Annotated in this window: 2 protein-coding genes and 1 pseudogene; 2 read left to right on the forward strand and 1 reads right to left on the reverse strand. The window is 41.1% G+C overall.

Going from position 1 to position 3003, the window contains the following annotated elements; genetic code table 11:
* Together ACWP87_RS13640 and ACWP87_RS13645 are read left to right on the forward strand one after the other, a co-directional pair.
* Positions 1-541: pseudogene (locus ACWP87_RS13640) on the forward strand (BREX-1 system adenine-specific DNA-methyltransferase PglX); the annotation flags it as partial.
* Positions 516-1598, forward strand: coding sequence for a tyrosine-type recombinase/integrase (locus ACWP87_RS13645; protein ID WP_014569897.1), 1083 nt, complete (start codon positions 516-518; stop codon positions 1596-1598). The pseudogene ACWP87_RS13640 and the gene ACWP87_RS13645, both read left to right, overlap by 26 nt.
* Before the next feature lie 57 nt (positions 1599-1655).
* On the opposite strand, the gene pglX is transcribed toward ACWP87_RS13645, so the two are convergent.
* A partial coding sequence (pglX, locus tag ACWP87_RS13650) for a BREX-1 system adenine-specific DNA-methyltransferase PglX (protein ID WP_180530726.1) occupies positions 1656-3003 on the reverse strand: 1348 nt, incomplete at its 5' end.

Raw genomic sequence — 3003 nt, forward strand, 5'->3', positions numbered from 1 at the left:
TTTTGAAATAAAGCATTTTACCTTTGCAAATGGCAAGCAACGTTCAGTTATTCGGAACTCTAATTATTACTTCCGTGAAGCGATTACGTGGTCTGATGTAACTAGTGGACACTTCAGCATGAGGTATAGAGAGTCCGGCTCGATCTTCGATGTGGTAGGAATGTCACTCTTCTCATTAAAAAGAGACATTTTAGAAAAAATACTTGCGTTTTCCAATACTAAAGTGATGAACTTTATTATGTCTTTGCTAAATCCGACGATACATGCGAGCATTGGTTATGTCAGCTTAATGCCGATAATCTCTTCCCAAGATCCTAGAGTGAACAGTCTGTCAAAAGAAAGCGTTGACGTTACGAGAAATGATTGGGATACATTCGAGAACTCGTGGAACTTTTCAAAGTCTCCATTGGTCGAATATATCGCTGAGCATCAGAAATCACCTCCAGCAAAATTCTTGACCTTATTTGAGTTTTGTGGCAAATATGTGCCAATTCAGTTTAGGAGGTTGATTTTTCATGGTAAGTTATCAAAAACGAGGTAAGGTATGGCAATATGAAATTTCCTACAAAGATTTAGACGGAAAGTTCAAAAAACTTCGCAAGTCAGGGTTCCCGCGTAAGTCAGACGCTGAGCTTGCAGCCAGTCAGGTCAAATCGTTTTATCTTGATATAAAGCAATATCAGGCCGGAGCCATTACACTATCTGAATACTTTGACCGCTGGATTCATCTCTACAAAAAGAATTCCGTCACGGCAGTTACCTTTATCAAATATGAAAATACCCTGAGCCATATTAAGCAGCTGTTCGGAGGCATTCTCCTACGTGACCTCACACGTACCCTGTATCAGGAACGACTAAATATCTTCGCACAGAATCATGCTCCTAGGACAGTAGCAGCTTTCCATAAACAAATCCGTGCCGCGTTGTTAGATGCAGTGGACGAACGAATTATTCATTTAGATCCAACACGCAAGGCAATTATCTCAGGCCGTCCAATTTCGGCAACAAAGCGTGCACTAGATTATCAAGAATGGCGACAGCTCATTCAAGGACTGGACACTTCAAACACAGAACAAATGATCATCTATATAGCAGCAGTGACCGGCATGAGGTATGCCGAGGTCTTGGGATTAACCAAGTCAGATATTGATCTTACTAGTGGCGAAATTTCGATCAATAAAACTTGGGACTACAAGTATCATACGGGGTTTAAAAAAACAAAAAATACATCGTCAGTTAGATCAGTTGTACTAAACCCCGCGTCAATTATGAAACTGGCACATTTCTTGGAGCTACATAATCCAGAATCGTCCCAAACCCCGATCTTTGCTTCCAACGGTCATTCTCTAGTCAGCGCAGAGATAAACAAAGTACTGACTCAGAAGTTAAAATCACTCGGACTACCGCGGATTACTTTCCACGGACTGCGGCACACACACGCATCAATCCTTCTTTACCAAGGTGTTAGTGTCCTATCGGTATCGAAACGCTTGGGCCATAGTAACATTACAACGACACAAGCAACTTATTTGCATGTCATCAAGGAATTGGAAACACAAGATAACGAGAAAATCCTATCCATTTTGCAAGCAATTTAATTGGCACATTTCTTGGCACACAAATGGGCGATCAACACAGATCGCCCATTTGTGTGCTCATTTAAGTGGCGTAAAGATCTTTGTGTCCGCCTGTGCCTTTGCGTGATTTACCAAGACCCCATCATCTAAGTCAAGATCTATATGCAAATTCGCAACATGTTGCAACTTTTCATCATACTTAACTAGCTCGTCAAGTTGCTTGGTGATCGTTGTAATCTGCTTTTTGATAGCATTCTTTTGCCGAGTTTGCTGTTCATTCGCTTCGAAGCTCTTCAATTGATCAAGTCGACGCTCGTAAGCTTCTTGCAACGGGTGAAGATACTTTGTTCGAATCATCGCCATGGTATTCTTGTCATATCGATGAAGGTACATTAAGGCTTTAAAACCGCCGTTCCGGCCAGAATTAAGTTCCCAATAGATCGGCCGCTTCTGATACGTCGACAAATGATCTTTCTTAAAGAAATCGTCTCGAAGATAGGCGCGTATTATCTCTTCGGAACTGCTCCCTCGCTTGCCTAATGCGTCTGCAATGAACTGCACGTTTTCATCGAGATGTTCGGTTCCAAACGTGGCAGACAAGAATTCTTTGAAACGATTTACAACGTCTCGATTATCTCCAAAATAATCGTCATCAGTTAAGACAATTACGTCATCTTCATTCGGAAGAAAGGTCTTGTAGTTGCTATCATCCCAGTCACCACCTGCATAGGCCAGTCCAGGTGTATCAATCGAGTATCTACCAAAAACGCAACCAACAAAGTACGACATAAACGCTTTTATATCACGCGACAGATCGGCACGCCTGACAGACACATCTTTATCTTCTTCTTCAGGACTAAGTTCATCCTGTAACCCGTAAAGATCAATGAAGATTCGGTTTAATTCTTCTTCATTTGCCTTCAGTTGGTTAAAACGTTTATCAGCTTCTTCCTTCCACTGATTAAACGCAGCTTCAATTGTCCAATTTCGATGATGCTCAGCGATGTATTCAACAAATGGGAAATACCAAAAATCCCAAGAAACTTCTGAAACATTCCAGTCACTCTTAGAGATTTGTTCATTATCCCTCGTCAAATTACGAACTAGAAATTCTCTTTTGTTGGGAAGCACTGGTAACGCGGCAATTTGTCCAATCTCATAGTTCAGTGTTGGGGATAGAAAGGCCAATATATCCATTGCAGTATTTGAGTTTAAGAACCCTAACAATATCTCTAATTTATAAGGTTCATTCGAAAATAAGCTTGTCCCCGCAACATCAAACAATGAGCCGACAGGAACATGTCGAAAGGATATCTTTCCGCTAGATATTTTTGACCACGTAATCGCTTCACGGAAGTAATAATTTGTGTTTTGTGGCCGAGATCGCAGTTTACCTTTTGCATCTTTTAAGTTCCGTATTTCGAAG

The sequence above is a fragment of the Lacticaseibacillus sp. 22 genome (assembly GCF_055413445.1).